The organism is Acinetobacter sp. YH12063 (assembly GCF_013419715.1).
GTDB lineage: Bacteria > Pseudomonadota > Gammaproteobacteria > Pseudomonadales > Moraxellaceae > Acinetobacter > Acinetobacter amyesii.
Genome location: NZ_VOZO01000008.1, coordinates 116,557 through 141,789 on the forward strand (window position 1 = coordinate 116,557; position 25,233 = coordinate 141,789).

17 protein-coding genes, 1 other RNA gene and 2 pseudogenes are annotated in these 25,233 nt (G+C 41.0%); 13 read left to right on the forward strand and 7 right to left on the reverse strand.

The window, feature by feature from the left end; translation table 11 throughout:
* Positions 1-15 precede the first annotated feature (15 nt).
* A complete protein-coding gene (locus tag FTU12_RS10680) occupies positions 16-1,053 on the reverse strand; it encodes a type IV pilus twitching motility protein PilT (protein WP_078190026.1) in 1,038 nt (345 codons plus the stop codon).
* A 125-nt stretch (positions 1,054-1,178) separates the two neighbouring features.
* Here FTU12_RS10680 and FTU12_RS10685 point away from each other — a divergent pair, with 125 nt between their 5' ends.
* Together FTU12_RS10685 and FTU12_RS10690 are read left to right on the forward strand one after the other, a co-directional pair.
* A complete protein-coding gene (locus FTU12_RS10685) occupies positions 1,179-1,865 on the forward strand; it encodes a YggS family pyridoxal phosphate-dependent enzyme (protein WP_180108020.1) in 687 nt (228 codons plus the stop codon).
* A 193-nt stretch (positions 1,866-2,058) separates the two neighbouring features.
* Positions 2,059-2,859, forward strand: a complete 801-nt coding sequence (locus FTU12_RS10690; RefSeq protein ID WP_078193098.1) for a thioesterase family protein — start codon at positions 2,059-2,061, stop codon at positions 2,857-2,859.
* Positions 2,860-2,907: 48 nt separating this feature from the next.
* Here the strand turns inward: FTU12_RS10690 and FTU12_RS10695 are convergent, their stop codons facing one another.
* The 3 genes from FTU12_RS10695 to FTU12_RS10705 all read right to left on the reverse strand — a co-directional run bounded on the left by FTU12_RS10695 (position 2,908) and on the right by FTU12_RS10705 (position 8,275).
* A complete protein-coding gene (locus tag FTU12_RS10695) occupies positions 2,908-6,501 on the reverse strand; it encodes an AAA family ATPase (RefSeq protein WP_180114334.1) in 3,594 nt (1,197 codons plus the stop codon).
* Between the two features lie 9 nt (positions 6,502-6,510).
* On the reverse strand, positions 6,511-7,764 hold the full coding sequence (locus tag FTU12_RS10700; protein ID WP_373683580.1) for an exonuclease SbcCD subunit D C-terminal domain-containing protein: 1,254 nt from the start codon (positions 7,762-7,764) through the stop codon (positions 6,511-6,513).
* 133 nt (positions 7,765-7,897) lie between these two features.
* A complete protein-coding gene (locus FTU12_RS10705) occupies positions 7,898-8,275 on the reverse strand; it encodes a VOC family protein (RefSeq protein ID WP_180004259.1) in 378 nt (125 codons plus the stop codon).
* Positions 8,276-8,444: 169 nt separating this feature from the next.
* On the opposite strand from FTU12_RS10705, the gene FTU12_RS10710 reads away from it, so the two are divergent.
* From FTU12_RS10710 to FTU12_RS10720, 3 genes are all read left to right on the forward strand, one after another.
* Positions 8,445-9,389, forward strand: coding sequence for a GGDEF domain-containing protein (locus FTU12_RS10710; protein ID WP_180004261.1), 945 nt, complete (start codon positions 8,445-8,447; stop codon positions 9,387-9,389).
* A 394-nt stretch (positions 9,390-9,783) separates the two neighbouring features.
* Complete coding sequence (locus tag FTU12_RS10715; protein ID WP_168379056.1) at positions 9,784-10,233, forward strand: ABZJ_00895 family protein; 450 nt, start codon at positions 9,784-9,786, stop codon at positions 10,231-10,233.
* 66 nt (positions 10,234-10,299) lie between these two features.
* Entirely contained in the window at positions 10,300-11,235 is a 936-nt protein-coding gene (locus FTU12_RS10720) for a TIGR01777 family oxidoreductase (RefSeq protein ID WP_180114335.1), read from the forward strand.
* 21 nt (positions 11,236-11,256) lie between these two features.
* Here the strand turns inward: FTU12_RS10720 and thiO are convergent, their stop codons facing one another.
* Both thiO and hemB read right to left on the reverse strand, forming a co-directional pair.
* Positions 11,257-12,381, reverse strand: a complete 1,125-nt coding sequence (thiO, locus tag FTU12_RS10725; protein ID WP_180114336.1) for a glycine oxidase ThiO — start codon at positions 12,379-12,381, stop codon at positions 11,257-11,259.
* Between the two features lie 138 nt (positions 12,382-12,519).
* Positions 12,520-13,533: a porphobilinogen synthase gene (gene hemB, locus FTU12_RS10730; RefSeq protein ID WP_111885258.1), complete on the reverse strand. Its 1,014-nt coding sequence runs from the start codon at positions 13,531-13,533 to the stop codon at positions 12,520-12,522.
* A 107-nt stretch (positions 13,534-13,640) separates the two neighbouring features.
* Between hemB and FTU12_RS10735 the strand changes: the two genes are divergently transcribed.
* The 3 genes from FTU12_RS10735 (at position 13,641) to FTU12_RS10745 (ending at position 17,085) form a co-directional block, all read left to right on the forward strand.
* Positions 13,641-14,138 (forward strand): thioesterase family protein, encoded by a 498-nt coding sequence (locus tag FTU12_RS10735; protein WP_180114337.1) that lies wholly within the window; start codon positions 13,641-13,643, stop codon positions 14,136-14,138.
* A gap of 262 nt (positions 14,139-14,400) precedes the next feature.
* Entirely contained in the window at positions 14,401-15,552 is a 1,152-nt protein-coding gene (locus FTU12_RS10740; RefSeq protein WP_180114338.1) for an efflux RND transporter periplasmic adaptor subunit, read from the forward strand.
* 6 nt (positions 15,553-15,558) lie between these two features.
* Positions 15,559-17,085: a DHA2 family efflux MFS transporter permease subunit gene (locus FTU12_RS10745; protein WP_180114339.1), complete on the forward strand. Its 1,527-nt coding sequence runs from the start codon at positions 15,559-15,561 to the stop codon at positions 17,083-17,085.
* A gap of 70 nt (positions 17,086-17,155) precedes the next feature.
* On the opposite strand, the gene glpK is transcribed toward FTU12_RS10745, so the two are convergent.
* Positions 17,156-18,640: a glycerol kinase GlpK gene (gene glpK, locus FTU12_RS10750; protein WP_180022282.1), complete on the reverse strand. Its 1,485-nt coding sequence runs from the start codon at positions 18,638-18,640 to the stop codon at positions 17,156-17,158.
* A 128-nt stretch (positions 18,641-18,768) separates the two neighbouring features.
* On the opposite strand from glpK, the gene ssrA reads away from it, so the two are divergent.
* The 5 genes and pseudogenes from ssrA (at position 18,769) to FTU12_RS10770 (ending at position 25,181) form a co-directional block, all read left to right on the forward strand.
* Positions 18,769-19,128: a transfer-messenger RNA gene (gene ssrA, locus FTU12_RS10755) on the forward strand.
* Between the two features lie 71 nt (positions 19,129-19,199).
* Positions 19,200-20,768, forward strand: a complete 1,569-nt coding sequence (locus FTU12_RS10760; RefSeq protein ID WP_180114340.1) for a type I restriction-modification system subunit M — start codon at positions 19,200-19,202, stop codon at positions 20,766-20,768.
* Positions 20,768-21,289 (forward strand): annotated as a pseudogene (locus FTU12_RS16665) (restriction endonuclease subunit S); the annotation flags it as partial. The gene FTU12_RS10760 and the pseudogene FTU12_RS16665, both read left to right, overlap by 1 nt.
* Positions 21,272-22,003, forward strand: a pseudogene (locus FTU12_RS16670) (restriction endonuclease subunit S); the annotation flags it as partial. The pseudogenes FTU12_RS16665 and FTU12_RS16670, both read left to right, overlap by 18 nt.
* Before the next feature lie 214 nt (positions 22,004-22,217).
* Positions 22,218-25,181: a type I restriction endonuclease subunit R gene (locus FTU12_RS10770; RefSeq protein WP_180114342.1), complete on the forward strand. Its 2,964-nt coding sequence runs from the start codon at positions 22,218-22,220 to the stop codon at positions 25,179-25,181.
* Positions 25,182-25,233 lie beyond the last annotated feature (52 nt).

Sequence of the window (25,233 nt, forward strand, 5' to 3'; positions counted from 1 at the left end):
CAAAAAATAAAAAAATTACAAGAAAGATTCGGGTTGCTTCGCTGCAGTCCGTGCAGTCTGCGTACTAATAATGCCTTTTGCGACAAGATTTTTTAGGCTTTGATCGAGTGTGGTCATACCGTAGTTGGCACCCGTTTGAATCGCTGAATACATTTGCGCAACTTTGTTTTCACGAATCAAGTTACGGATCGCAGGAATACCAATCATAATTTCATGGGCAGCCACACGACCACCGCCATTTTTCTTGAGTAGGGTTTGTGAAATTACGGCTTGAAGTGATTCGGATAACATGGCACGAACCATATCTTTTTCTTCAGCAGGGAATACGTCAATCACACGGTCAATGGTTTTTGCGGCAGAGGTTGTATGGAGTGTACCGAAGACCAAGTGACCGGTTTCAGCAGCTGTCAGCGCCAAACGAATGGTTTCAAGGTCACGCATCTCACCGACTAAGATAATATCCGGGTCTTCACGCAGTGCGGAACGAAGTGCTTCGTTAAAGCCGTGCGTATCACGGTGTACTTCACGTTGGTTGACCAAGCATTTTTTTGATTCGTGTACAAATTCGATCGGGTCTTCGACCGTTAAAATATGGTCATAACGGTTGTCGTTAATGTAATCGACCATCGCAGCAAGCGTGGTTGATTTACCCGAACCTGTTGGACCGGTCACCAATACGATGCCACGTGGATATTCACAAATATCTTTGAAGATTTGGCCCATGCCAAGATCTTCAATGGTTAGTACTTTTGAAGGAATGGTACGGAATACGGCACCAGCACCACGGTTTTGGTTAAATGCGTTTACACGGAAACGAGCCACACCAGGTACTTCAAATGAAAAGTCAGTTTCTAATTTTTCTTCGTAATCACGACGCTGTTTATCGTTCATGATGTCGTAAACCAATTTGTGCACTTCTTTGTGTTCAAGAGCAGGAAGGTTGATACGACGAACTTCACCATCCACACGAATCATTGGTGGCATACCAGAAGATAAATGTAAATCCGAAGCGTTATTTTTGGCAGCAAAGGCCAATAGTTCTGTAATGTCCATAAAATCCCCGAGATAAAAATTAAATCTTAATTATTTTGATAGAATAATAAGGCTTTCCCACAGCTTAACCAACACTTAGTTGCAGGGCAATGCAAAAAAAGATGAATGAAATGAGAACCCCGTCAATGAATAAACTTCAAGAAGCACGAAATCAAGTCTTGCAGCAAATTGAGCAGGCTTGCCAACTTGCGGGTCGACCACAGCAGTCGGTTGAATTGTTGGCTGTATCTAAGACGCATCCTGCTGAAATGCTAAGAGAAATGTATACAACGGGGCAACGCTCATTTGGTGAAAATTATCTGCAAGAAGCGCTTGAAAAAATTGAGGCTTTGGCAGATTTAGAGATTGATTGGCATTTTATTGGTCATGTACAGCGCAATAAAACCAAACATTTGGCTTCAAACTTTGCTTGGGTGCATGGGGTAGACCGTTTGATTATTGCGGAGCGTTTATCAAGCCAGCGAGAAGCGACGCAAGCACCTTTGAATATTTGCCTACAAGTCAATATTGATGCGCAAGATACGAAGGATGGCTGTCAGCCGAATGAAGTAGCAGGTTTGGTCGCACAGATTTCTACGCTACCGAATTTACGCTTACGTGGACTGATGGTGATTCCTGCTCCAAACAATCCGCAAGCGTTTGCTGATGCCAAAATGCTCTTTGAACACGTCAAAGCACAGCATGCGAAACCTGAAGATTGGGATACATTAAGTATGGGGATGTCAGGCGATATGACTGATGCGATTGCTGCGGGTTCAACGATGGTTCGCGTGGGGACAGCATTGTTTGGCGCACGTGATTATTCAAAATAGGACAGAAGATTCAGCCTGCTTTCAAAAACTAGGCTTATAAAGTGTAAGCACAGCAGATAAATTTTCACAATAGATGAAACCTATGGGTTCAAAGTGAGCCTTTTAATTTGAACTTTCCATTAAAGTTGAGTACAAAATAATCAGGATGTTTTTGATATTGAAGTAATTCACACTTGGACAAATAGGGAAGTTCATGACGGCATATTATCAGTTGATTCAACGCGACGTAGATGCGCAAGGCTGTGTCACGGCACATTACCATTCGACCAATTTAGCACAAGGTGCATGGAATGCACATGAGCAACACATGGCACCAGCTACAGGCATTATTTGTGCTGAATTAGACCGTTTTTCACCACGTCATGATATGCGTATCGGGCGCATTAGCCTCGATATTTTGGGCTTAATTCCTGCTGGCGAGTTTGAAATAATCACGCAAGTGATTCGTCCGGGAAAAACCATTGAACTGATTGAATCTGAAATGCGGGCTCAGGGCAAAACCTGCATTGTGGCACGCACTTGGCGCATGATGACGCAAAATAGCCAGTCCGTGAAAGGTTTGGAGGATGCTGATGTGACTGGGCCAGAAACTGCGCCGATTTGGGACGGTATCCGTCAGTGGCCGGGGGGATATATTCAGTCGATTGAAGCAAGAAGCCATGGGCGCCGTGCAGGTCAAGGCATTGTGTGGCTGAGAACACAGCATGACATGGTTGAAGGTGAGCCGACTGCTGATTTTGTCCGTTTAATGGGCATGGTTGATACCGCCAATGGTATTGTTCCGCGTCAGGATTGGCCATTTGGCTGGGGCTTTCCAAATCTGGATCTACAAATCCATTTGCACCGTTTACCACAGGGACAGTGGTTAGGTCTGGAAACCGTGCAGCAGTATGGAGCGGATGGTGTTGGTTTGAGTAGTTCTGTATTGCATGATGTCCATGGCCCATTTGGGCGTAGTGAACAGATTTTAACGCTACGTCCACTCGGGACGTAATGATCTAGAGAATCAAAAATTATAAAGCCTGCTTTAAGCAGGCTTTTTTTAAGATACGATTTGGATGGTGCTTGCACCTGCTCCGACAGGATTGACTTGAATTTGCACAGGGATTCGTTCGTGCATTTCTTGAATGTGAGAAATTAGCACGACTTTACGCCCTTGGTTTTGTAGCTGATCCAGAGCATTCATCACCATGTGCAGACTTGAAGCGTCTAGCGTACCAAATCCTTCGTCAATAAATAGGCTTTCAATTTTTGTTGTACCTGATGCCATGCTCGCAATGGCTAAGGATAAAGCGAGTGCTGTTAAGAACGACTCACCACCTGAAAGCGAAGAGACAGAGCGAGTTTCGCCATCCATGTCATGATCGATAATGGCTAGACTTAAGGAATTTTCAAGGCGCTTTAAGGTATAGCGCTGTGAAAGTATCGCCAATTGCTGGTTAGCATACTCGATTAAAATATCAAGGTTATATTGCTGCGCCAAATCACGGAACTTCTTGCCCGTTGCATCGCCCATTAAACTCGAAATTTTATTCCAACGATGTTCTTCAGATTGGATCTGTTGAATCTGATCGGCAAATTGTTTTTGTTTGCTGAGGTTAGAAAAATGAACATCTAACTTACTTTTAAGTTGATCTCTAAGTTCTTGCTGTTCTGCAAGGGCTTTAAGATTTAGTGCAATGACACGCTCGATTTGTAAAATTTGTATTTCAGGCTGTGTTTTTAAATGCTGTTTCAACGTTTCTTGAATAGCCTGAATACCTGCTTGAGCATCTGAATAGGCACGTTCTGCATTTAAAACACGCTGTTTAAGCTGCTGTTCTTGTTCATATGAAATTGCACTAAGTTGCGCTAACAGCGTTTCACTAAATTCTGAATTTTGGCTCATCCATTGTTGAAGCGTATTTTCAACATGCCTCATTTGAGTGACTAATTGTGTTTGCTGGGTGAGGTATTCTTTTAAGCGACTTTGACTTGTTTCAAAGGCTTGACGTACTTGATCGAATGTTTGACGAGCCTGATTGAATCTCGTCTGTAACAGTTGTCTGTTTTGGTCAAAATCATTTAACCAATCATGTGGTTTTTCAACTTGTGTTTGGGTCATCTCAAAAATAGTTTGAATCGCAATATCACTATTTTTTTTGCCCTCAATTGTTAAATTTTCAATTAGATTTTGAGCCGTTTGAATTTTTTCCTGACTAAATTTAATTTGTTGCTGATAGTGCTCAAGCTGTTGTGAAGTTTGATTATATTGAGTATTTAACTCGTGGCGTTGCTTTAAGTAATTTTGACGTTGTTGTAGTGTGTGATAAATCTGTTCAGCCGCGCTTAAAGTCGACTGTTCCCATAATTTTTTTTCTACGTCATTCAACACAATGAGAATATGCTGAATATTGATTTCAGCTTGTTGCACACTGGATAAGTGCTGTGTGGTTTGTTGAATTGAAGTTATGAGTGCATGACTTTGTTTTTGAGCATTTTCATGTGAAATTAAGGCATCTTCAGTTTGTTTTTGCGCTTGTTGTGATTCATTGATTCTTGTCTGAATCAGTTGCGCCAAGGCTTCATGCTGATGTGAAAAATCAAAAGAAATATTTAGAATATTTAATTGTTGTTGAAGCGCATTTTTTGCCTGATCAAGTTGTATTTTTAAGGTCGCTAGCTGTTGCGCATTGGCATCCATTAACGCGGTTTGCTGAGTGGAGGTGGTTTGTAATTTTTGCCAAGCTTCGAAAGCCACTTTTTCCAATGCAAGTGCTTGTTGTTCTTGTTGCGTTTGTAGTTTCAGTAATTCATCAGAAAAAGCTTCTTTTTCTGAATAAGGATGATGGGTACTTCCACAGACTAAACACGCTTCGCCATCGACCAAATCTGCACGCAATTTTTCAATATTTTCCGTATTCAGTAAGCGCTGTTGTTGCAACATGTGTTGCAGTTTTTCACGCTCATTTTTCTGCGTTTGATAGGTAAGTTCGGCCGTTTTTAGCTGCGTATGACTTTGTTTAATTTGCTGAGCTAGTGTACGTTTCACCGTCATGAGATTGTTGTTTTCAGCATCAATATTTTGGAAGCTTTGCCATTGTTGCTGAACAACATTGAGCTGATTTAATTTTTGTAAAAGCTGGTCACGTTCGTAACGTAGTGATGAAATTTTCTGATTGAGCGCATCTTCTTGCCCAACTGTTTGCGTTAATTTTTCAAGTTGTTTTTGTTGTGTCTGTAATTGTGTATTGGCTTGTTGCACATTGCCATAATTTTTTTCAAATTGTGCATAACTTTGAATAAATCGTTGAGTCTGTGTGATATGCGCTGAAAGTGCATCATCGAGTGAGGCAAAGTGATTTGAACTTTCTAGCTGTGCCGTGTGTTGAGCAATATTGGTTTGCAGTTGCTCAAGCTGTTCCTTCATCTGTTTTTCATTGTTGATATGCGGAACAAGTTGGTTTTCAATCTCTTTAAAATCACCTTGCGCTTTGCGTAATTGATCTACCAATACAAGACGTTCAGCAATCCGGTCACGCACCAGTTTAATTTTGTCTTGATGTTGAATCTCAAATTGATGCTGTTGTTTTTGTTCTGTATCTATTTTTTCAAAGATGGTTTTTTCAGCATTGAATTGTTGTTCAATCTCTGAAAAATGCTGTTGTGCATGTGTCAATTGCGGCTGTAATTGTGCAATTTCAAGCTTGATATTTTTTTGTTGAATTACACTTGGGCGTATAGATGAAAAGCGTTCAAGTTGTTGCAGTTGTAGCTTTTCAGGCGCAAGTGCATCAAGTTGTTGTTGCTGATTTTGTAGTTGTTGCTGACGTGCTTGCACATCAGTTTCGTATTTTTGCTTTTGTTCATACCACTGTTGATTTTTTTCGAACGCTGATTTTTCTATTTCCAGCTTTTTATATTCTGTAGAAACCGTATTGAATTGATTCGTGGTTGTTATTAGATCTTCATCAGACAATATTTCAATATGTCCTAAAACATTTTCCAGCTCTTTACGCTGATTGGCAATTTGTTTAGTTTTTTCAAAGGCCAATTGACCAATTTTTCCGAAAATACTGGAATTGGTCAGATATTCCAATAGCTCGCCACGTTCATTATCACGCGCTTTTAAAAAAGCGGTCACTTCTGACTGAGCCAGTAAAACAGCACGAGTAAATTGCTCAAAACTGAGTTGAGTAATGCGTAAAATTTGGCTCTCAACCGCTTTAGTTTTATCTGCAACGACACTGCCATCCGTTAAGCATTTCAGTGAACGCTGTACGCTTTGCAATTTGCCATTTGGGTTTTCACGGGCACGTTTAATTTCCCAACGCGCTGAATAGACTTTTTGGTCTTGGGCAACAAAGCTGAGCTCGGCAAAGCCTTGACCTGTGCCACGGCGTAATACGGTTTGCGGTGAGTTGGTTGGCAACTCTGAACCATCGATATCGATCAGTTTACCATCGCTGTCTTTTAAACGTGGCACACGATTAAACAGCGCCAAACACATGGCATCTAAAATGGTTGATTTACCTGCACCAGTTTTGCCAATAATTGCTACTAAGCCTGCACTGGCTAAAGGCTCAGATTCAAAATCAATAAAATGTTCACCCGCTAAAGATGCCAAGTTTTTAATACGTATAGATAAAATTTTCATGGCAATTCCTTAAGCGTTCACATCATCTTCAAGTGATTTTTGTGCTTCATCGACCAAACTTAAAAAATCTTTCATTACGGTGTCATCAGCACCATAGCCTTGTTTTTCCCAAAGGTTTTGGAATAATTTTTCAGGCGTAGGTGGATCAAGGTTGATTGCGGCTTGTTGCTGATTATTTTGATCTGAGTTTAAATAACGGCGGCTGATGCGCACCAACCGATAACGGTTCGGCGCTAAAGCCTCTTCAAACTGCTGTCTTAAATTAGGTGCAGGCGGGGTGTCGGTATGGTATTCAATTTCGACATATTCACGCTGATCAATATCTTCAATTTCACCGCTCGCCAAAGCAGATAATTGTGCCAAAACTTCTGGAATTGTGCCTTTGATGCGATGCAATTGCACACTGCGCGGAATTGCTAAGGACCCCATTTGAAAGCGTGATTCATCTGTTTGAGTTGGATCAATACTGATCTCAAGCACTTGGTGCTTATAATTAATTTCACTAAATGACAGGGGAATCGGTGAGCCGCTATAACGGATATGGGCTTGTCCAACTTTTTGCGGTTTATGCAAATGCCCAAGTGCGACATAGTCAATTACATCATCAAATAGGGCAGTCGAAAGCGCTTCTTCATTGCCAATAATAATCGGGCGCTCTGAGTCCGACGTTTCACCGCCTTGCATGTGGGCATGTGACATTAAAATTAAGGCTTGATCTGAAGTTTTACGTGCTTTGGCTTCCGCAATTAATTGCTGATGCACATAGGTAATAGCGTTTTGGCTATTGGTGGTTTGATCATTGAATCCGGTGATCTCGGCAGCCCGTAAAAAAGGTAAGGTTAGACACCATGCCACAATATTTTTGTGTTCATCATAAATAGGCACGAGTAATCGGTCTAAATCGAGCTGACCTTCAGTATTTTTATGGACCACGCCAACAGCTTTGGCATGGTATTTTTCTAATAATGGCTCAACTTGTTCAATACGGTAACCTGAGTCATGATTGCCTGCGATCATCAGGGTTTGCATGTGCGGGGCACGCACATGCGCATCGGCTAAAAATTGATAGAGCTGTTTTTGCGCTTTGGAAGCTGGGTTGATGACATCAAAAATATCGCCAGCTATCAGCAGGGCATGCGGCTGCTTTTGTTCTATTTGTTCGAGTAACCAATGAAGAAACTGTTCGTGTTCGTAGTCACGTGAGTGGTTATAGAAGAATTGTCCTAAATGCCAATCTGAAGTATGAAAAAAACGAACAGTCATGCAAGCCCCCAAAAATCAAAAAAATTGATTGGGGTCTAAAGTATCACAGATGTTCACATTTTCGAGGGTGATTAATCATTCATACGTCAAACTAAGTCGTTCTCGACAGTTACAAGGTCATCAATCTAAGCTGTTACTGTGCATTTGAATCGACTTGTACGAGGCCAAAGGTATTGTGGTCTGGGTCTAAGAAATAGCCTTGCCAACATTGACCAGGAATCGCAAATTTTTCCATGGCAATTTGACCACCCTGCGCCAAAATTTTCTCAGCGATATGGTCGAAATCTTCAACTTCAAAACTACAGGTAAATGCATTGGTGCCGCAGTGCGTTGGTGGAGTCTGAGCAGGGCGCTCTAAGAGGCCACCATGAATGCCTTGAGTTTCAATACGGAAGTATTGAATCGGTAGCCCTTCAACTGGGATAAATGACCAACCGAAAACCGCAGAATAAAAGGCAACTTCACGCTTTGGATCGGAGCTTTGAATTTCAAAATAGCAGAGCTGGTTCATTGTTATTACTCTTTGTTTGATGGATTGCACATTTCAAATAGCAGAGATTTGAAATTAGGCTAAAAAATACCAAGAACTAGGAATATAAAATGTTGTTCTAATCCTGTATATAGATCAATTGTTGTACAGCAGGTGTATTACCTGCATTTGGGGTAGCAGGAGATGCAACATGCCAAATAATCCTTTTGATGAAGAAAAACTTGCAAATAGTATGGTGTATAAGACTTTATTAGAGTCTACATTAGCCATTCCTTGGTGTATTGATTGGGACAGTAAAACATTCAGCTATATTGGACCGCAAATTGAAAAGTTGCTCGGTTGGAAGCAAAATACTTGGCGCACCGTTCAGGACTGGGCATCACGTATGCATGAGGAAGACCGTGATTTTGTGCTGAATTATTGTGTTTCGCAGTCGATGGCTGGTATAGATCATGAGGCAGATTATCGCGCACTTAAAGAGGATGGTTCATATCTTTGGATACGTGATGTTGTGCATGTCGTGCGTAAACCAAATGGTGATGTAGATTGCCTCGTAGGATTTATGTTTGATATTTCCGAACGTAAAAAACAAGAAGAACAGTTACAAAAATTGCAACGTCAGCTCGAAGAATATTCATATAAAGATGGCTTAACCGGTATTGCCAATCGACGTTTGTTTGATGACTTTTATCAACGCGAATGGTTGAACGCGATACGCACACAAAAGCCACTGAGTTTAATTCTGATCGATTTGGATTATTTTAAACAATACAACGACTTGAATGGTCATGTGATTGGGGATACATGTCTGCGTCAAATTGCGAAAAGTTTGGAATCTTGTTGTACACGACCTCGTGATTTAGTCGCGCGTTTTGGTGGTGAGGAATTTGCTTGGATTTTACCAGAAACCAATGAGGCAGCAGCAGCAGTGATGGCCGATAGAATTATGGAGGCCGTGCGTGCTGCACGATTACCGCATAAAGCTTCAGCGGTGTCTGAACTCGTCACACTCAGCATGGGGGTAAAAACCATTATTCCATCAGATCTAGATAATCGAATGCAATTTTTGGATCAGGTCGATAAAAACCTTTATGTAGCGAAAAGACAGGGGCGTAATCGCTATTGTGCTGCATAACATGGCTTTGCTGTTGTGACTTATTTTAAAGTTGCAGCAAGTTTTTAGTCAGTCGATATTTTATCGGCTGATTTTTTTTGGTGTAGAATATAAAAATTAAATGCTGAATACATAAGGCACAAAATAAAAGACCGACGATTCGAGTGATGATGAAATCGTCGGTCAAAAAATCGATTTTAAATTTAAGTGATGGCTGCTGTTCATACTTAAATTCAAAATGAAACTTATTGCTTTTAAAAAGGTCACCGAAACATTGTGGATGCCGTCCAAATCATCGGTTGCTACAGACCTTGTACCCTATATAACGTAGCTGATTACAGATTGGTTGACATGAAAATGAAAAAAAATGCATTTTTTTTTATACTAGGTGTCAACTTCTTCTTGGGTTAGGGTCATGGTGTCTTTAACACGTTATTTTTTCTTGTTTTTTTTCATTTGTTTAATCATGACCTGTATTTGCGGTGTGATCGCAGCATTATTGCCACAGGGTGTGGGTGGTATTTTAACGGTCGTACCCTATCTGATTGCCATGATCGTGGTGTTATTTCGGTTTTTAAATAAAAATCAGAGAGCACCGACACAGGCAGAACGTAAAAAATTTACCCTAGGTTTTAGCCTGATTTTTTGGTTATATAATTTTGGTTTTGTACTTTTGGGTATCGCAATTTTTTCAAGAAAAGATCCTGAAATTTGGCAAAATTTAATGCTCTATGTTCAACATCCTCAGTTTATGAGTTTAATGGTGATCATGTTATTACTGATGGCTATCCCTTTGTATTTAATCACCTATTGGTTTTATGGTCCGCAAGCACAGCGGATGGCTTCTCAAAAGTTTGGCGCATAAAGCTTGATCATCTGGTGATCTTGTTCTATAGATAACAGTATTATTTCATATAGATAAGAACAAATTATGCATCAGCCCACAGTACTGCTGACGGGTGGCAGCGGTTTTATTGGCACACATCTCATCAAGGCACTTTTAGCTGCGGATTATAAAGTGATTGGGCTCAGTCGTAAGGCTGGGCGTATTTCTAAATCACCACATTTAACTTGGGTACAGCAGCTCGATCAAATTCCTCATGACAGAATTGATTATGTGATTAATCTTGCAGGTGAAAGTATCGGCAAAGGGCGCTGGACAGAGACGCGTAAACAGCAATTATTAGAAAGTCGAGTCAAAACCACGGAAGCGCTGTATCAATATTTACGAAAACGTAAAATTTTTCCGAAATGCATTATTTCAGGTTCGGCTGTTGGCTATTATGGTATTGATATTGAAGAACAATGGACAAAGGTGTGCGATGAAAATGCTGCACCACAAGCCATTTTTATGTCAGAGCTATGCCAAAGTTGGGAGCAAGTCACACGCCAATTTCCTGAACAAAATACCATTATCACACGACTAGGTGTGGTCTTGGCTGAAGGTGGCGGAATCTTACCGCAAATGCTGCGACCGATTCAGCTCAATTTGGTCAACAAAATAGGTTCCGGTCGGCAGCCTTTTGTGTGGATACATATACAAGATGTGATCCGAAGTATGCTGTTTTTAATGAAACAAGCAAAGAAAAAACATGCATTGCTTGAACCCACGCCAATCGATCCGCATATTTTCAATTTGGTTGCGCCTGAAAAAACGACGCAGGCTCAGTTTGCGCAGATTGCAGCACGTCAATTAGCCAAAAAGCCGTGGCTCAATGTGCCTGCAACTATCTTTAAAATTTTATTGGGTGAGCAATCGCAATTAATTTTAAATGGTCAATTGGTTCAGCCAGCCGCATTATTACAGCAAGGCTTTGAGTTTAAATTTCCGACGTTAAAAGAAGCCTTGCAGGATTTATTGGCTTAGTTGAATTTGACGGATTGACCATTATTCGACACTTAATAATGCATCTTGAAACAGGCGAGTCGGACTATAGTGGTCTGCATTGAATGAAGGTGTTTCCCCAGTCATCAGTTCAGCCAATAACTGAGCTGAAGCAGGTCCCATGCATAAACCATTTCTAAAATGCCCAAAGTTTGCCCATAGATTGTCGAAATTTGGCATCTGCCCAATATACGGAATCCCTTCAGGGGAAGATGGACGCAGGCCAGCCCAAGATTTCACAATCGGAAAGTTGGCAAGCTCTGGTACCATGTCAAAGCAGGATTTTTGAATATGCTGCAAGGTTGCATCTGTGGTCTGAGTATCAAAGCCACATTGGCGCATACTTGAGCCGCAAACCACATGACCGTCTTGGCGTGGAATCAAGTACATGACTTTATTCATGCACATGGTCGGCAACCAGTTCTGCGGGGTTTTAAAGAGAAGCATTTGTCCCTGTACGGGTTGTACGGGTATCTCAATGTCCAGTTGTTCACTCCACGCGGCTGACCAAGCGCCCGTGGCAATAACGAATTGATCTGCTGTATGTTGTGTACCATCTGCGGTGGTGATGGACTGGATACGATTGTCCGTACGGTTTAATTGGTGGATCAGACAATGTTCATAAATCTGAACTTTGGGATGCTGCTGTAAATAAGCCGTTAATGACTGCAAAAGTCGTGGATTACGGATGTTGGCTAATTGCGAAAAATAAATTCCATGTGCAAAGCGTGCTGAAATGTGAGGATTAATCTGCTCAATTTGATCGGATTGTAAATAATCAGCGTGTTGCATTGGGTCTTGGTGCAAACGGGAATAATCTAAGCCAATTTCAAAATCATCTTCATCAAAAATCAACATGCCAGTTTCATGAATTTCAAAATCAATCCCAGTCATAGGTTTTAATTTTTCATTCCATTTTTGGTAGCTCTGCTTGCCATAACGTGCGAGCGCATTGACTTCATTGGGATATCGCCAAGGATACATCGGGGAGAGGATGCCACCACCAGCCCATGATGCGGCAGAACCTGTGCGTTGTTGGTCGAAAATCGTCACCGTACAACCGCGTTCAACCAGTTCTAATGCGCTGAGTAAACCACTAATACCCGCCCCAATAATGGCAATATTCATGTTCTTTTAACCGATGAATGTATGAGTTTGATCTTAACTTCAGCAACGCCGAAGTTTTTCTTCCAAGACTGTTTTTTAAATTTTACAGATATAAAAAAAGCCTTCCTGAACGTTACCATTTCAGGAAGGCTTTGCAGGTTATTTCATGTCTTTCAACATGAGTGCTGCATCTTCAGCAAAGTAAGTCCAGATCCCATCTGCACCTGCACGGCGGCAGCTCATAAGCGATTCGATAATCACGTTTTCAGACAGCCAACCATTTTGAATGGCACCTGCCAACATGGCGTATTCGCCACTCACTTGATAGACAAATGTTGGAACACCGAAATTATCTTTGACTTCACGGACGATATCTAAATACGGCATACCCGGTTTTACAATCACCATGTCGGCGCCTTCTTGGATATCCAGTGCGATTTCATGTAAAGCTTCTGCACGGTTACCGATGTCCATTTGATAGTTATATTTATTGCCACCTTTGAGGTTGCTTGAAGAACCTACCGCATCACGGAATGGCCCGTAAAAGCTAGACGCATATTTTGCAGAATAAGCCATGATGTTGGTATAGATATGGCCATTGGCTTCAAGGGCTTGGCGAATTGCACCGATACGACCATCCATCATGTCACTTGGTGCAACCACATCTGCACCCGCTTCGGCATGGCTGAGCGCTTGTTTAATTAAGCATTCAACGGTTTCATCATTCAGTACATAGCCGGTATCATCAATGATACCGTCTTGACCATGTGTGGTGTATGGGTCGAGAGCACCATCAGTGATGAGAACCATTTCTGGTAGTTCTTTTTTTAATAAGCGGATGGTGCTTTGGACTAAGCCATCTTCATGCCAAGCTGCTTCAGCCGTTAAGCTTTTATCTTCCTGTGGTGTAACTGGGAACAAAGCTAATTTTGAAACACCCAATTCGAGTAAACGTTCTGCCTTTCTTAGTAACAAGTCAGCAGATAGACGCTGTACGTTTGGCATGCTTGGAATGTCTTGAGTTTGTTGCTGGCCTGGCAACACAAATACTGGATAAATGAGATGATCAGTCGTCAGTTGAGTTTCACGCACCATGGCACGAAGCTGGTCATTTTTACGAATGCGACGCATGCGGGTAGCAGGAAAAGCTGGACGATTGAACGTATAGGTCATAACAATCTCATTGATCAGTATTAAACTTTGACTATTGTAGACGCATAATGAGGGTTTGGCGCACCCCGTATTATTTTTTTATTCAATGACAGCGATTCGAGTAGGCTATGACAGATGTAAATAAGAGTTGGACCGGTAATATTGACCTAAACTCGAAGATTGAAATCGATACTTTATTAAATAACATTGCTCAAGCATTTAACAGCTCCCCATTTTTTGTACACAATGCAATGAAAATGACGGTGATTGATGGTCAGATCGAAGCACGTGTCGACATGGCCAGTATTCTAATTGGAAATGTCGCATTCCAAATTTTACATGGTGGCGTCGCGGCAACTCTACTCGACAGTATCGGTGGTATTTCTGCGATGGCAGAGCTATATAAAAAAGCGTCTGTGGAAGATATGGCTGAAACCAGCAAAAAGGTGTCTCGCTTAGCTACAGTCGATATGCGTGTGGATTATTTGGCGCCGGGACGTGGACAGTATTTCGTTGCACGAGCTGAAACCTTACGTTTAGGTCGTAAGGGTTGCACCATGCGTATGACCATGGTTAATGATGAAGGTAAAGCGATTGCAACAGCGATTGCATCGTATGCTTATTAAGCCATTTTTAAGTTAACACATTCAAAATGATGAAAAAATAAAGTCCAGTATTGGCCGCAGGGCATGATTTTATCCTGTTGCCAACGAAAAAAAGACTGACGAGTTACATTTTCTATTCTCAGAATATGATTTTTTAGCTTTAAAATGCCGGAAAATTGAAGAAGATAGACTTTCTCACGACACCATTATCTGACAGCAAAGTCGACATGCTTTGCAAAGCTCATGATGCCATGACCAAGTCTGCTAGATTTAGGACAAATCTATGACAGATACCGTTAGTAACCTGCCAGAAACTCCATCTACAGAGCAGCCCACCGATCAGGAACTAAAAGCACGCAGAAAAAAAAGCCTTGGTATAGTGGCTGTATTGATCGTGATTGCTTTGGTGATGTATTTGATTTGGTCAATATTTCTAAATCATTCCGTCAGTACCGATAATGCTTATGTCGGTGCAGAAACAGCGTCGATTACCTCAATGGTCACGGGGCAAGTGGCAGAGGTTTTGGTGAGTGATACGCAGCAAGTAAAAAAAGGCGATGTGCTCGTCCGTATTGATGCTCGCGATGCTGAAATTGCCTTAGCTCAGGCACAGGCTGAATTGCTCAAGGCGAAACGCCAATACAAACAAACTGCGGCGAATAGTAGTTCTTTAAACTCACAAATTTTTGTAAGTGATGATGCAATTCAAAGTGCAAGCGCACAAGTCGCCAAGGCACAAGCCGATCTGAATAAAGCTCAAGATGAATTACAACGTCGTCAACAATTGGCAGCTTCAGGTGCGATTTCTAAAGAAGAATTAAGCACAGCGCAAAGTGCTGTGAATACGGCTAAAGCCAGTTTTGATGTGGCTCAAGCAGGACTCGCTCAAGCCAAATCTAGTCAAAAAGCGGCACAAAGTAATAAAGCGGCGAATGATGCATTAATTCAAGACAGCAATGAAAACTCAACCCCAGATGTTTTAGTTGCGCAAGCACGTTTACAACAAGCCCAGTTGGACTTAGAACGTACACAAATCAAAGCACCCTTTGATGGTGTGGTGACACGTCGCAATATTCAAGTTGGGCAACGCATTGCACCGGGAACGTCATTAATGATGGTAGTTCCAGTCTCTCAGTTATATGTCGATGCTAACTTTAAAGAAAGTCAATTGGCAGGGGTACAAGCGGGTCAAAAAGTTGAACTGACGTCTGATCTGTATGGCGATAAAGTTAAATTTAATGGCACAGTGACTGGTTTTTCTGGTGGCACAGGCTCAGCATTTGCCTTGATTCCGGCACAAAATGCCACAGGAAACTGGATTAAAGTGGTTCAGCGTTTACCTGTGAGGATTCGTTTGGATCCAAAAGAGTTGGCAGAACATCCACTCCGTGTGGGGCTGTCTATGGAAGCGACGATTGATCTGAAATCGAAGTAATTGCCTATGAATCAGCAAATACAAATGACTGACCTGAAAGGTGGTCGTCTGATTCTCGCTGCCTTGGTCTTGGCATTGGCGAACTTTATGGTTGTGCTCGACATGACCATTGCCAATGTATCTGTGCCGCATATTACTGGTAGCCTTGCAGTATCGGCATCCCAAGGGACATGGGTCATTACCTCTTATGCTGTGGCCGAGGCGATTTGTGTGCCATTGACCGGTTGGCTCGCTGGGCGCTTTGGTTCTGTACGGGTTTTTGTGATCAGCCTGTTTGGCTTTACTGTATTTTCGATACTGTGTGGTTTATCGACCAGTTTGGAAATGTTGGTGTTTTGCCGAATTGGACAAGGTTTGTTTGGTGGTCCGATTATGCCACTGAGCCAAACGTTGTTAATGCGCATTTTCCCTCCTGAAAAGCAATCCCAAGCCATGGGGATGTGGGCGATGACTACCGTCGTTGGTCCTATTTTAGGTCCAATTTTGGGTGGTACGATCAGTGATAATTTATCTTGGCATTGGATTTTCTTTATCAATATTCCTGTCGGAATAGGTTGTGCAATCGCAGCGATGCGCTTACTGAAAACGGCTGAAACTCCAACACAGAAATTGAAAATAGACCGCGGTGGCTTGCTGCTGTTGGTGTTATGGATCGGTGCCTTGCAATTGATGTTGGACTTGGGCCATGAACGAGATTGGTTTAATCATCCATTTATCGTGGTGCTGGCACTGACGGCATTTGTTGGGCTGATCGTTTTTACGATTTGGGAGCTGACTGAACGGCATCCGGTGGTAAATATACTGCTGTTTAAGTACAGAAGTTTTACCATTTCGGTCTTGGCTTTGGCCTTTGGTTTTGGTGCCTTTTTTGGCAGTATTGTCCTGATTCCGCAGTGGTTACAGATCAACTTGGGCTATACCGCAACGTGGGCAGGCTATCTCACTGCAACGATGGGCGTCGGTAGTCTGACCATGTCGCCAATTGTTGCGAAGCTTGCAACCAAATACGATCAACGTGCTTTAGCGAGTTTTGGTTTAAGTATCTTGGGCGGTGTAACTCTTATGCGCGCCTTTTGGACCACGGATGCAGACTTTATGGCTTTGGCTTTACCGCAAATATTACAAGGTTTTGCCGTTCCATTTTTCTTTATTCCTTTGTCCAATATGGCCTTGGCATCGGTACTGCCACAAGACATGGCATCTGCGGCAGGTTTGATGAACTTCTTAAGAACCATGGCTGGGGCTATTGGCGCATCGATTGCTGTTACCATTTGGGATGATCAAACCAAAGTCGCACGCAGTGAAATGGTCAGTAATTTACATGCTACTGAGGTACAAAATACCTTGGTGAATCATGGAATGAGTTCAGAAGCTGCTTTGGGATATATCTCCAGTTTGGTGGATAAAGAAGCCTTAACGCTTTCAGCCAATCATGTGTTTTTAGTACTGGCGGGTATATTTATATTCGCTGCATTGATCATTTGGCTCTGTCCACGACCTAAAGCAGGTGTGGGTGGTGGTCATGCACACTAAATAACATCAAGCATAAAAAAACCGCTCATTCGAGCGGTTTTTTATTGCATACGGTGTTGATTGAAAAAAATCAAAGGTCCGAGCGCGCCCGTTTGAGTGCAGACTGCCACTGAGCCAAATGAAATTCACGTTGATCAGCATTCATTTTTGGTTCAAAAGCACGTTCTAATTGCCATGATGCAGCAATTTCATCAAGATTTGAAAACACACCCGCTTTGAGTCCGGCCATTGCGGCAGCGCCCCATGCAGTTGATTCTAAAAGTTTAGGACGCAGTACAGGCACATTTAAGATATCGGCCTGAAATTGCATCAGCATATCATTGCTACTGGCACCGCCATCGACCCGGAGTTCTTTAAGTGGACTAGACAGGTCTGACTGCATGGCAGTCAATACATCCGACACTTGAAAGGCAATGGCCTCTAAGGCGGCACGAGCTATGTGGGATTTATTTGTACCACGTGACATTCCACAGAGGAGGGCGCGGGCATCACTATCCCAATGCGGAGCACCTAGCCCAGTAAAGGCTGGAACCAAAACCACGCCATCGGTATGTTCCACTTGGCACGCGAGTTTTTCAACATCACTGCTTTTTTGAATAATCCCTAAACCGTCTCTTAGCCATTGCACAATGGCACCCGCCATAAAGACACTGCCTTCGAGTGCATAATGGGTTTGGTTTTGTGCTTTCCACGCCAATGTCGAGAGTAGTTTATTTTGACTATATTGAACTTCAGTGCCGGTATTAAACAACATGAAACAGCCTGTACCGTAGGTATTTTTGGCTGTACCGGCTTCAAAACAAGATTGACCAAATAGCGCAGATTGTTGATCACCTAAAATGCCGGTAATGGGAATGTTTGCGCCAAGTAAACCTGTAGCGGTATCTGCAATATATTCATCTGAACTGATGATTTTAGGAAGGACCGAAAGGGGAATATCAAATAATTCTAAGAGTTCTTCATCCCAAGCTTGTTGCTGCAAGTTCATTAGCATGGTTCGTGAGGCGTTGCTGGCTTCAATCACATGCTCTGCACCTTGCGTCAGATTCCACACCAACCAACTATCAATTGTGCCGAAAGCCACATGACCTTGCTCAGCGAGTTCACGTAGACCTTGAGTGTGTTCTAATAACCAGACCAATTTCCCAGCACTAAAATAGGGGTCGATACGTAAACCGGTCTTTTTGTGAATGAGGTCATTGAGGTTTTGTTGAGTTAGTTGCCCACACCACTCGGTTGCACGGCGGTCTTGCCAAACAATTGCAGGAGCAAGTGGTTGACCTGTGCGTTTATCCCAAACCACAGTGGTCTCACGCTGATTGGTCAGTCCAATGGCTTTGATGTCTTTGGCAAGGATACGAGCAGAAGCGAGTGCTTGTTGCACGACGGCAATTTGGGTACTCCAAATTTCTTGAGCATCTTGCTCCACCCAGCCCGAATGTGGGGTTTGAATGTGGGTTTCCCGTTGAGCTGTAGCTTGAACTTGTCCATGTTCGTTAAAAATGATCGCACGACTTGAAGTCGTTCCTTGATCGAGTGCCAATAAATAGCTCATATATTTTTCTTTTGCGGTCTTGAAAAATAAAATATTAACGCAATTATGTAATTAAGCGCAGATCAATGTGTAATTGTTTCGAAATTGCATCGCAATTTTTTGCAGTTATGCTATGATGACGCTACTTTGGGGATGTTTCTGGCTTCGACGCTGGTGATGAAACTCATAGATGCATGTCGAGAGCGCATTTTCTCTCGTAAATCAAATTTGCATATTTTAGTCGCAAACGACGAAACTTACGCTCTAGCTGCCTAAGGGCAGCTTGTCCGCATCCCTGAATACTTGTGGTTAGGGGTCCCGACTGAAGCGAACGCACACAAGTCCGTATAAGATCAAGCCTTGGGGTCTTATACTAAATCTTAAAGGATCGCGATTTGTACCCTGTTCGTCGGGTCACAAAGAGCTAAATCAATAGACGATATCTAAGCATGTAGTATTCTCGAGCGTAGTGCTGGCGGACGCGGGTTCAACTCCCGCCATCTCCACCAAAATTCAAAAAAGTCGAACCTTCGGGTTCGGCTTTTTTTATGATTAATTAAAAACATTTTTTGGTACAACAATGACTCAAGTCCAGCTTCAAGAACTGCAAAAACAACTCTGGAATATTGCCAATACTTTGCGCGGTAAAATGGGGGCAGATGAATTCCGTGATTACATTTTGGGCTTGATCTTCTATAAATATTTGTCTGAAAAAATTCAAAATAATGCCAACGAAATTTTGGCGCCGGATCAAATTAAGTTTACAGAATTGGTCGAAGATACTGAAAATAATCATGCATATTTGAGTGCTGTGCGTGAAGAATGTCTTGCCAGTATGGGCTATTTCTTAGCGCCACAAGAATTGTTCCACAGTATGGCAACATTGGCTCGAGCAAAAAAATACATTTTGGATGATGTAATTAAAACCCTTAAGGCAATTGAGCAAAGTACGCTGCGTACAGATGCGGCAGATGATTTTTCGCATTTGTTTGAAGACATGGATTTAAGTTCGACCAAGTTAGGTAATACGCCAGATGACCGCAATGAGCTGATTAGCCGTGTGATCGTACATTTAGACGATATTAATTTTGATCTATCGAATACTGAGTCTGATATTTTAGGCGATGCTTATGAGTTTCTCATTGGTGAATTTGCTTCAGGTGCTGGTAAAAAAGCAGGTGAGTTTTATACACCGCAAATGGTTTCGACTTTGCTTGCAAAACTTGTCACCTTAGGTAAAGAACGTCTACGCAGTGTATATGACCCGACTTGTGGTTCAGGATCTTTATTGCTACGTGTAAAGCGTGAAGTCGGCGATGTGGATGCGATTTATGGTCAAGAAATGAACCGTACGACCTATAACTTGGCGCGCATGAACATGATTTTGCATGATGTGCATTACTCAAAGTTTGAAATTAAGCAGGAAGATACTTTAAAACGTCCACAGCATATGGAACTGAAATTTGATGCGATTGTAGCGAATCCACCATTTTCGGCAAAGTGGTCTGCGAGTGAGTCATACTTAAGCGATCCGCGTTTCCGTGATTTTGGCAAATTAGCTCCAAGTTCTAAGGCCGATATGGCGTTTTTACAGCACATGCTTTATCAGTTAGATGAAAATGGGACTTTGGCGATTGTACTGCCGCATGGGGTTTTGTTCCGTGGTTCGAGTGAAGGGCATATTCGTAAGCATCTAATTGAAAAGTTAAATGTGATTGATACGATTATTGGTTTGCCTGCCAATATTTTCTATGGCACGACTATTCCGACTTGTGTGTTGGTGTTGAAGAAAAACCGTGAGCATAGCGACAATATTTTATTTATTGATGCGAGTAACGAGTTTGATAAGCAAAAGAATCAAAACAAGCTTTTGCCAGAGCATTTAGATAATATTGTTGGTGCATTTGAAAACCGTCAAAATATTGAAAAATATGCATACGTAGCGAGTCTGCAAGAAGTTGCTGACAATGATTACAATTTGAATATTCCTCGTTATGTCGATACTTTTGAAGCAGAAGAAGAAATTGATTTAGATGCAATAGCGAAACAGCTTCAAGCCTTAGAAGTTGAAAGTCAAAAGACTGATGTGGTGATTGCAGGTTTTTGTAAAGAGTTAGGGATTGATTCTCCGTTTGCGGAGGTGAAGTAATGGCTTCGCCTAAGTTACGATTTAAAGAGTTTGATGGGGGGTGGGATAGTCTAAAAATTAAAGACCTCGTTAATTCTTTAGATGCAGGAGTATCTGTAAACTCTGAAGATATTAAACCTGAAAATGATCAATATTCTGTTTTGAAAACAAGTTGTATTTCTTCAGGATATTTTGATGAAACTGAAAGAAAGCGAGTTCTTCAGCACAATGAAATTGAGAGATTAAAAGAGCCTGTATTAGATGCTTCAATATTGATGAGTCGTATGAATACACCGCTTTTAGTTGGTATGAATGCCTATGTATTAAAGGCTCCAGCTAAAACATTTTTACCAGATCGACTATGGCAATTAAAGATTATTGAAGATAAAACAGTCACGCGTTGGCTGGCATTTTATTTAGGATCTGACCAAGGCTTAAATCAGATAAGAGATTTAGCATCGGGCACAAGTAATAGCATGAAGAATATTACTAAGCCTGATGTGATGAATCTTGATTTATTTGTTCCATCCAAAGAAGAACAAACCAAAATCGCTTCTTTTCTTTCAGCAGTGGATGAAAAGATTAGCGAACTGACGCAAAAACATGAACTGCTGAGCCAATATAAACAGGGCATGATGCAAAAGCTATTTAGTCAGCAGATTCGTTTTAAAGCGGATGATGGGAGTGAGTTTGGGGAGTGGGCATATGGTAATTTGGGTGATATCACTGCAATCCAAGGTGGTTATGCATTTAAAAGTAATAGTTTTGGGAAAGGAACTACAAAAGTAGTAAGAATTGGGGATATTCGAAACAACATATTTTTAGATTACTTTAATGGTGTATATTCTGACGAAATTCCAGATGTACGTTACTTAGTTTCAAAAGATGCTATTGTCATGGCTTTATCTGGTGCTACTTTTGGCAAGTTAGGTAAGGTAGTAACAGGATCAGCATATCTTAATCAACGAGTAGCAACTTTTAAGGTAAATGAAAAAACTACTAATGAATACGTTTACCAAGTAATGCTTTCTAAAGATTTTTTTAATTATATTCAGTCAATTCCTTCAGCTAGTGCTCAACCTAATATCTCTAATCAAGATGTAATCAATTTTGAAATGCTTATACCTTGCTTAGAAGAACAAAACAAAATCGCTAATTTCCTATCAGCCATTGATCAAAAAATTGAAGTGGTTGCACAGCAAATTGAACAAGCTAAACAGTGGAAAAGGGGTTTGTTACAGCAGATGTTTGTGTGAGTGTTTATAGGGTTTCATAAAATTCCTGCATTTATTCAAATGTGGGAATTTTTTTATTTAAGAAAGTACTGAAGGATTCCTAAAAGAAAAAACAGTGATCTGTATCATCAGTTTAGATGTTTATTTGATGAATTTAAAAGATTGAAAAATATAATAAATCTATTAGAATCAAAAGATATACATACCAATAGTTAAAAACTGAGCAGTATTATAAATGTCGACCCAAAAAGAACTTGAACTCGAAAACCAATTTATAGCGCACTTAACAACTTTAGGGTACGAACGTGTTCAGTACAGAAACGAAACAGCCTTACTTCTAAATCTAAAAAAACAGATAGAAAAATTTAACGCATTGACTGCACCACTCACACATGAGCAATGGGAACAGGTGTGGAATTACCTGAGCAGTGAACATACGATTTTCGGCAAAGCCAAACTATTGCGTGGTTCATACCAGCTTAAACATGATGACGGTACGACCCAAACACTGCGATTTTTAAGTGATGATGCAGAAAAAAATATTTTTCAAGTGACTAACCAAGTGACGGTTCAATACGGTGAGAGTGGTACAGAAACCAGCCGTTTTGATGTCACGCTATTGATCAACGGCTTTCCGTTGGTACAAGTTGAACTTAAGCGTAGTGGCGTAGAAATCGCACAAGCGTTTCACCAAGTGCATAACTACAGTAAAGACGCCTATACATCTGGAAAAGGTTTGTTTGGATACATACAGCTGTTTGTCATTAGCAACAGCGTAAATTGCTTATATTATTCACACGGTACGCCACTGTTTGATTTCACATTTCCGTGGGCCGATGAAAACAACAAAGCAATTAATGATTTGAGTAAATTTACCGAAGCATTTTTAAACGCCGCACATATTACGAAAATGATCAGTAAATACATCGTTCAGCATCAAACCAATGAATGCTTAATGGTGCTACGACCTTATCAAGTCTATGCAGTTGAAAACATGATTCAGCATGTAAAAACCTCAACCGATCATGCCTATATTTGGCATACAACGGGTTCGGGTAAAACACTCACGGCATTTAAAGCCAGTGAAATCATGCGTCAGTTGCCAGAAATAGAAAAAGTAATTTTTGTTGTGGACCGCAAAGACCTAGATAATCAAACCACTAAAGAGTTCAATGCCTTTGTTCCCGACTGCGTAGACCAAACAACCAACACCAAAACATTGGTTGAGCAGCTTATCGGTAAACGGCTGAACTCACGAAAAAATGAAAGCAATTTACTCACAGATAAATTGGTCGTGACAACCATTCAAAAGCTGAATAACGCAATTACACTCCCTAAATTCAGAGAATTGATCGCTGATTTGGCAGATAAAAAAGTCGTATTTATTTTTGATGAATGCCACCGCAGTCAATTTGGTGATACTCACCAAAATATCAAACGCTTCTTTAAACAGGCGCAAATGTTCGGTTTTACAGGCACGCCTATTTTTCCTGTGAACTGTCAAAGCATTGGTGGTGTGAAATACACTACAGAATATCTATTCCCTAAACGACTGCATAAATATGTGATTGTCGATGCGATAGCAGATAAAAATGTTTTACCATTTCAAATTGATTACGTAGGACAATTTACCGCTCATCAGGTGAATGCAGGTGATGAAAAAATACAAGGCATCGATACTAAAGAACTGTATGACAACCCTGAGCGCTTAGAAAAAATTGTACGTTATATTTTAAAAAATCATGACAAAAAAACGGCAAAACGCGAATTTTGTTCAATGTTTTGTGTCAGCTCAGTAGATGTCCTACTTCAATATTATGAAATATTTACCAGAGTCCAAGCAGAGTTGGTTGCAGAAGCTAACGAGAAGAAAGAGGTTTATAGCCCTTTAGTGATTGGTACGATCTTTTCTTTTGGCGCGCAGGACACGACAAACGACGCCAATGACTCCACAACAGGTACGATTTCTGAAGAAGAACTTGAACAGCCGAGTCAAGTTGATATGGGGCGTAAAGCGCAACTTGAACGGATCATTGCAGAATTTAATACGCGCCATCTGACTAGCTATAACTGTGACGAAGGATTTTATGAATATTATAAAAATCTAGGTGATCGCGTTAAGTACTTCAAAGTCCCTAAACCACCTAAAGAAGTTGGGGAGTTGAAAGGTCCGCCAATTGATTTGCTGTTGGTGGTGAATATGTTCCTGACAGGGTTTGACTCATTGCCACTTAATACGATTTATGTCGACAAGAACTTAAAATATCACGGTTTAATTCAGGCTTTTTCGCGTACAAACCGTATTTATAAGCCAACAAAAGCTTTTGGCAATGTCGTGTGTTTTAGAAATTTAAAGCAGGCAACAGATAAAGCTCTTTCTACTTTTGCAGACGACCAAAATTTTGAGCAAGTGATTGTGCCACCGTTGGATCAACAATTAGCAGAATTTAATAAGTGTGTTAGTGAATTAAGAAAAATAACACCTGAGTGTCAGTCAGTAGATGATCTAAAACTCGAAAGTCAGCAGTTGCAGTTTATTCAAGCTTTTCGTGATGTGATTCGTCTACATTCACAACTGAAAATGTATACAGACTTTGATGTTGATAACGCAGTTATAGTGCCGCAAGAACTTGAAGACTATAAATCTAAATATAAAGATTTATATGACAGAATAAATAAAGGTACAGCAGTTGAAAAAGATTCAGTGCTACGTGACGTGAATTTTGCTTTAGATTTTATTATTAGTGATTATGTAAATCAGGATTATATTTATACATTATTAAATATGATTGCTGCTGCGCCACCATCCTCGATTCAAAGGGCTAAACAGCAGCAACAACTCCAATCTTTAATCAGTAATGACCGAAAAATGTATAAAAAAATGGATTTGATTCAGAAGTTTATTGATGAACAAATGCCACGAATGCTGAATGGTCAAAGTGTTCAAGATGCATTTAAGCAGTTTTGGGATGCAGAAAAACAGCAAGCCTACGATGTTTTTTGTAAAGATGAAAATCTTGTGATGGATGAGTTTAAAAAAGTGGTTAAACGATTTGATTTTACTGAACGTTTTCCGCACGCACATGAAATTCGTCCATTGCCAAAAAACAAGCCTTCAGCACTGGTGAGTAAAGTCTATTTTGAGGGATTGCATCAGAAAACCAATGCGATTTTAGAAAAATATGATTTACGGATTTAAACGTTAAGCTAAGTTATGAAAAATATTTGCTTAAAAGGAGGATTCTTTTTTT

Excerpts from the sequence above, each read along its gene's own strand:
- FTU12_RS10680 (WP_078190026.1), bottom strand. The coding sequence starts at position 1,053 with ATGGACATTACAGAACTATTGGCCTTTGCTGCCAAAAATAACGCTTCG.
- FTU12_RS10685 (WP_180108020.1), top strand. The coding sequence starts at position 1,179 with ATGAATAAACTTCAAGAAGCACGAAATCAAGTCTTGCAGCAAATTGAG.
- FTU12_RS10690 (WP_078193098.1), top strand. The coding sequence starts at position 2,059 with ATGACGGCATATTATCAGTTGATTCAACGCGACGTAGATGCGCAAGGC.
- FTU12_RS10695 (WP_180114334.1), bottom strand. The coding sequence starts at position 6,501 with ATGAAAATTTTATCTATACGTATTAAAAACTTGGCATCTTTAGCGGGT.
- FTU12_RS10700 (WP_373683580.1), bottom strand. The coding sequence starts at position 7,764 with ATGACTGTTCGTTTTTTTCATACTTCAGATTGGCATTTAGGACAATTC.
- FTU12_RS10705 (WP_180004259.1), bottom strand. The coding sequence starts at position 8,275 with ATGAACCAGCTCTGCTATTTTGAAATTCAAAGCTCCGATCCAAAGCGT.
- FTU12_RS10710 (WP_180004261.1), top strand. The coding sequence starts at position 8,445 with ATGCCAAATAATCCTTTTGATGAAGAAAAACTTGCAAATAGTATGGTG.
- FTU12_RS10715 (WP_168379056.1), top strand. The coding sequence starts at position 9,784 with ATGGTGTCTTTAACACGTTATTTTTTCTTGTTTTTTTTCATTTGTTTA.
- FTU12_RS10720 (WP_180114335.1), top strand. The coding sequence starts at position 10,300 with ATGCATCAGCCCACAGTACTGCTGACGGGTGGCAGCGGTTTTATTGGC.
- thiO (WP_180114336.1), bottom strand. The coding sequence starts at position 12,381 with ATGAATATTGCCATTATTGGGGCGGGTATTAGTGGTTTACTCAGCGCA.
- hemB (WP_111885258.1), bottom strand. The coding sequence starts at position 13,533 with ATGACCTATACGTTCAATCGTCCAGCTTTTCCTGCTACCCGCATGCGT.
- FTU12_RS10735 (WP_180114337.1), top strand. The coding sequence starts at position 13,641 with ATGACAGATGTAAATAAGAGTTGGACCGGTAATATTGACCTAAACTCG.
- FTU12_RS10740 (WP_180114338.1), top strand. The coding sequence starts at position 14,401 with ATGACAGATACCGTTAGTAACCTGCCAGAAACTCCATCTACAGAGCAG.
- FTU12_RS10745 (WP_180114339.1), top strand. The coding sequence starts at position 15,559 with ATGAATCAGCAAATACAAATGACTGACCTGAAAGGTGGTCGTCTGATT.
- glpK (WP_180022282.1), bottom strand. The coding sequence starts at position 18,640 with ATGAGCTATTTATTGGCACTCGATCAAGGAACGACTTCAAGTCGTGCG.
- FTU12_RS10760 (WP_180114340.1), top strand. The coding sequence starts at position 19,200 with ATGACTCAAGTCCAGCTTCAAGAACTGCAAAAACAACTCTGGAATATT.
- FTU12_RS10770 (WP_180114342.1), top strand. The coding sequence starts at position 22,218 with ATGTCGACCCAAAAAGAACTTGAACTCGAAAACCAATTTATAGCGCAC.